This window comes from Arthrobacter sp. P1_A5 (genome assembly GCF_056406825.1).
The window spans coordinates 1-3874 of sequence record NZ_JBFTZL010000259.1; the positions used below are offsets into that span (position 1 = coordinate 1).

4 protein-coding genes are annotated in these 3874 nt (G+C 62.7%); 2 read left to right on the top strand and 2 right to left on the bottom strand.

The genetic code is table 11. The annotated features are described in order from the left end of the window. Together AC1D1S_RS19835 and AC1D1S_RS19840 are read left to right on the top strand one after the other, a co-directional pair. Positions 1-631, top strand: a 631-nt coding sequence (locus AC1D1S_RS19835) for an alpha/beta fold hydrolase (protein ID WP_476995291.1), incomplete at its 5' end; no start/stop codon positions are given. Positions 632-873: 242 nt separating this feature from the next. Then, positions 874-1509: a hypothetical protein gene (locus tag AC1D1S_RS19840; RefSeq protein ID WP_476945284.1), complete on the top strand. Its 636-nt coding sequence runs from the start codon at positions 874-876 to the stop codon at positions 1507-1509. Positions 1510-1958: 449 nt separating this feature from the next. Here AC1D1S_RS19840 and AC1D1S_RS19845 read toward each other — a convergent pair whose 3' ends face one another. Together AC1D1S_RS19845 and nrdF are read right to left on the bottom strand one after the other, a co-directional pair. Beyond that, the gene (locus AC1D1S_RS19845) at positions 1959-2384 is read right to left on the bottom strand and encodes an acyl-CoA thioesterase (protein WP_028277887.1); all 426 of its coding nucleotides are present in this window, start codon (positions 2382-2384) and stop codon (positions 1959-1961) included. Between the two features lie 626 nt (positions 2385-3010). Next, the coding region (gene nrdF / locus AC1D1S_RS19850) for a class 1b ribonucleoside-diphosphate reductase subunit beta (RefSeq protein WP_476995292.1) at positions 3011-3874 on the bottom strand (864 nt) is incomplete at its 5' end.

Below are 3874 nucleotides of genomic sequence, written 5' to 3' on the forward strand. Positions count from 1 at the left end.
CTTGCCGGCTTTCCTCGACGCCGTCGGGGTGCACGAGCCGCTCCCCGTGATGGGAAACTCGCTGGGCGGGGCCGTCGCCATGAAACTGGCTGCCGAACACCCGGAGCGTGTTTCGGCGCTGGTTCTTGCGAACAGTGCCGGGTTTGGCAAGGAGGTTGCACTGGTATTGCGCCTGCTCGCGGTCGGGCCGCTCGCGGCGTTGCTGATGCGTCCGGATCCAGTGGCTTCGCGCCGCACCGTCCAGTCGATTTTCTACGACAAAGCACTGGTGACCGACGCCCGCGTTGACCACGCGTTCGCTTTGTCCCAGCGGGCGTCCCACCGCCAGACCCTCCTCGACGTCGCTCGCGACCTMGGAACCATCTTTGGCGTCAGGGCCGGGTGGCGGAAGGCCCTCCTCGGGGCGTTGGCGCAGTCGGAGACTCCCACGCTCGTGGTCTGGGGCGACCACGACCACATCCTCCCGTTCAGCCACCTCGAGGCGGCAGTGGCAGCGTTGCCACACGCCGAGTCGTACACATTCTCGAAGACGGGGCACATGCCGCAGATCGAACGGCCCGACGAGTTCGCCGCGGTGGTGGAGGACTTCCTGTCACGGGTGCCGGCGGGGAGGCAGGCGGCGGCCATCTGAGGCGTGTGGGCGATCGGGAGGCAAAAATAGCTTGCCCTGGCTGTAATTACTGGCCGTGTCCCGGAAACTTTGCTTTCAAGCGGGACATTCGGCCCGCCGTTATAAGAATTGGGGGCTACACAATGCATTCACATCGCGCCAGACTCTTCACTGCCGTCACCATCGCAGGTTCTTCCATCGGCCTCGTCCTTGCCGGCTGTGGGCCACAGCCAGGGGCTCCGGCCGCCGCTTCGAGCCTTGTCGTGAGTACCATGGCAGACCGCACGGCGACGTTAACTTTCCCACCTGCTTCCACTGCAGGACCGACGGCAACTGCCGCCAGGGCGGTACCGGCGTCGGAGGTTCCCGCCTCAGCGGGTAAGCACGGGTCTCCCGCGCTGAAGACCTTCACGTTCCCGGACGGACACATCTCGTTCGCCTATCCGGAGACGTGGACCGTGCGAACCGTGCACCCGCCCGCCGGCCTTCCCGGCGTTGAGGTCACCGTTGCTGACGGTGCGGGAAACGATCTGCTCTTCCTGGCCAACGGCGTCACTGCAGGGTGTGCTGGCGGTCCCGTGACGCGTCACGTGTTCGATCACAAGGCAGTTTCCGGAATGACGGCGCCGGACGGCAAGAAGCCCGTCTTCGGATTCGCTGTGGAATCCTCTCGTGATGGCGATGCCTACTTCATGGGGCTAACTGATCCCCGGTCGCTGAAGGAGGGCGAGGGCGTCGCATCATGGTGCAATCTCGTCTCCACCGCCAACGGCGGACTGTTCACCCGGGTTCTTTTCGGCGACCCGGGGTTCCCGAACAGGGAGGCCGCGAAAGCCTGGATGGCGACAAACCAATACACCCAACTCAAAGCACTGCTGGTCAGCCTGAGCTACACCTGACGGTCGGACCGAGGATCGCGGCCGCTCGTACCCACGCAGGAGCGAGCGGCCCGATCACGGTCACTTCCAGGTGAGGCCGACATGCAGGCCGGTGGCGAGGTGGTAAGACCAAGCGGCGCCGAGAGGAACTACGCTGCAGATCCGCCTCATGAGCACACAATAAATGACCTTTGAATAAAACGACCCCGCACGCGTCTGCGTGCGGGGTCGTTTCGGGTTACGAAGGAGGTGTGAGACCCGAGGCTAGTTGGCGGAAATTGCCAGAAATTAATCACCGTCATTCCGTGGATTTTTCTCTAACGCTGTCGGATAACTGACCTAGTTGGCGAAGACACTTGGAGACGGCGACTCCGGCCTGTACTTAGTCACTTAAGGTCCTGTTCGTCCCTGGTTCTGAGAGTGGTTGCCATTCGTCATCGATAAACGGTTCATAGACCGACCCGAAGCGCTCATGGGGCTTCTTTTTCGAAGAACAGCGCCATGACGTCGGCCGGCCAGTCCGTCGCGCGACTCGTTTCCTTGTCGACGTGGGCAACGGTCATGACGCAGCGCGACACGTTCGTTCCGCCGGAATCGACCATAGCGCACTCGATAAGCGCATCGGGCCCGCGGAACTCTCGCACGAACGACGTGATGGTGATCTCCTGATCGCCCCGAGCAGGCCGCAGAAAGTCGATCTCCATCCTCCGGACCCAGACCATGAACGGCAATGTCCCCAGCGTTTCCAGATCCCAACCGACATAGTCCCGCAGGCCCTCCATCCGGTGATCTGCGTAATAGGTCGCGTATTCCCCCGTGCTCACGTGGTTGTAGGGGTCGAGCTCGGAGAACTTGACCCGGTGCGTGCTCTTGTAAACGATCGGTACCTTCGACATTCAGCGCCCCTTCGCTTGCCACAATATTGCTCGCCGAACCCGCAAGCGAGCCGATCCGCCCCCAGCGGTTCAGGAGCCCGTATCCCCGTCTGAGGAGCCGCCCCTTCGGCCCCACGAGCCGAAAAGTGTGGGGCGGGCAGGACCGGTAGGCGACCGCACCCGACGGACGGCCACCATGGCACATGCCCCAATCAGCACGCCGATGAACACGAGGGAAAGACCGACGGTGAACCAACCGCCATGCCCAAAAAGCATCATCACAACGCCCGCCAGGGACAGGCCCTTCGCCGCGACGTCCAGATACAATGGGCCCCTCAGGTTCTCCATGCAACTAGGGTAAACCCGTCACACTCCACCAGCGCCGCCCGGCTATCGAGGCTCTGCGACGCCGCCATTCAGGCCCTCCTCGAACCGGACAGGAATGACCGCCCGTAACGGACGGTGGAGTGGAACCGGCGCGCAACTGGCCTGAGCGGTGAGCGCTTCGAGGATGAGCTTTGCCCATGAAGCGGAAGTGTTGGGGTCGCGTCCCGCAAAAACGGCCCCGCACGCGTATGCGTGCGGGGCCGCCGTCCCGGTTTATGAGCACAACAGGAGCGAGCGATGGGACAGAGAGTTGGGAGGAACTAGAAGTCCCAGTCATCATCCTCAGTATTAACAGCCTTGCCAATCACGTACGACGAACCCGAGCCCGAGAAGAAGTCGTGGTTTTCGTCAGCGTTCGGCGACAGGGCCGACAGGATGGCCGGGTTCACGTCGGTGACGGAGGCCGGGAACATGGCCTCGTAGCCCAGGTTCATCAGGGCCTTGTTGGCGTTGTAGTGCAGGAACTTCTTGACGTCCTCGGCCAGGCCGACGGAGTCGTAGAGGTCGTGCGTGTACTGGACCTCGTTCTCGTACAGCTCGAAGAGCAGCTCGAAGGTGTAGTCCTTGATCTCCTGCTTGCGCTCCGCCGACAGGCCTTCCAGGCCCTTCTGGAACTTGTAGCCGATGTAGTAGCCGTGGACGGCCTCGTCACGGATGATGAGGCGGATGAGGTCGGCCGTGTTCGTCAGCTTGGCCCGGGAGGACCAGTACATCGGCAGGTAGAAGCCCGAGTAGAACAGGAAGCTTTCCAGCAGCGTCGAGGCCACCTTGCGCTTGAGGGGGTCGTCGCCCTGGTAGTAGTCCATGACGATCTGGGCCTTCTTCTGAAGGTTCTCGTTCTCGGTGGACCAGCGGAACGCCTCGTCGATTTCCTTGGTGGAGGCCAGCGTGGAGAAGATGGAGGAGTAGCTCTTGGCGTGCACAGACTCCATGAACGCGATGTTCGTGTAGACAGCCTCTTCATGCGGGGTGAGCGCGTCCGGAATCAGCGACACGGCGCCGACGGTGCCCTGGATGGTGTCCAGCAGGGTCAGGCCCGTGAACACGCGCATGGTGAGCTGCTGCTCGTCCGGGGTCAGCGTCGCCCACGACTGCACGTCGTTGGACAGCGGCACCTTCTCCGG

Coding starts and splice junctions, on each gene's coding strand:
- AC1D1S_RS19845 (WP_028277887.1), bottom strand. CDS start 2,384: ATGTCGAAGGTACCGATCGTTTACAAGAGCACGCACCGGGTCAAGTTC.